At 73.4% G+C, this 711-nt stretch carries 1 pseudogene; it reads right to left on the bottom strand.

Features of this window, described 5'->3' with window-relative positions:
* Positions 1-711, bottom strand: a pseudogene (locus tag HMPREF9452_RS12070) (hypothetical protein); the annotation flags it as partial.

Genomic DNA, 711 nt, shown 5'->3' with positions numbered 1-711 from the left:
GGCGGCGGCCGGTGCGGAAGGCGCGGGGGCGGCGGCCGGTGCGGAAGGCGCGGGCGCGCCAGCCATGGTGAACTCGACTTCGCGCTGCCCAAAGACCTGCACCGCAACGGGGATGATGACCGACTGGGAGTCCTTGCGAGCAAGCATCTTCATCGCAAAGCTGGACCCCGCGGGAAGCTCAACCACCAGCTTGGCGCCATCGTCCGAAGCCGCGTGAGCGCTCTGCAGCAGCGCGCCATGGGAAGGATGGGCGGCAACCACGCGCTTCACAACGTCCGTCCACTTTCGCTGCAGCTCGCCCGCATCGGTGACGGGCGCCGACGGCGAAGCCGCGGGCGCAGAGGCAGGCACCGGCGCAGGCTGTGACGCAACGGGCATCGGTGCGCTTACAGGCGCGGCGGCGGTACGAGGCGCAGGGGCGGCTGCCGGCTGCTTGGGTTGGGTCGGCTGCTTGGGTTGGGCCGGCTGCTGGGGCCGCACCGGGGCGGGTGCCGGCGCGGGCGCGGCCTTGGGGGCAGCGGGCTGCGACTGTACTGGCGCTGCCGCCGGAGCAGCAGATGCCGCGGGGCGCTGCGCGTTTTTCATCCAAGGCAAATCGCCAGAGCTTGATGCAGCCGGCTGGGGCGCAGGGCGCGACGGCGCAGCGGCGGGAGCGGCGGCAGACGCGCCAGCGGGGGCGACGGCAGAAGTCGCGGGCGCCGAGGTAGCGGG

Source organism: Collinsella tanakaei YIT 12063, from assembly GCF_000225705.1.
GTDB classification, from domain to species: domain Bacteria; phylum Actinomycetota; class Coriobacteriia; order Coriobacteriales; family Coriobacteriaceae; genus Collinsella; species Collinsella tanakaei.
Note: the sequence above shows the minus strand (reverse complement) of the source record. Positions and strands in the feature narration are given on the sequence as shown.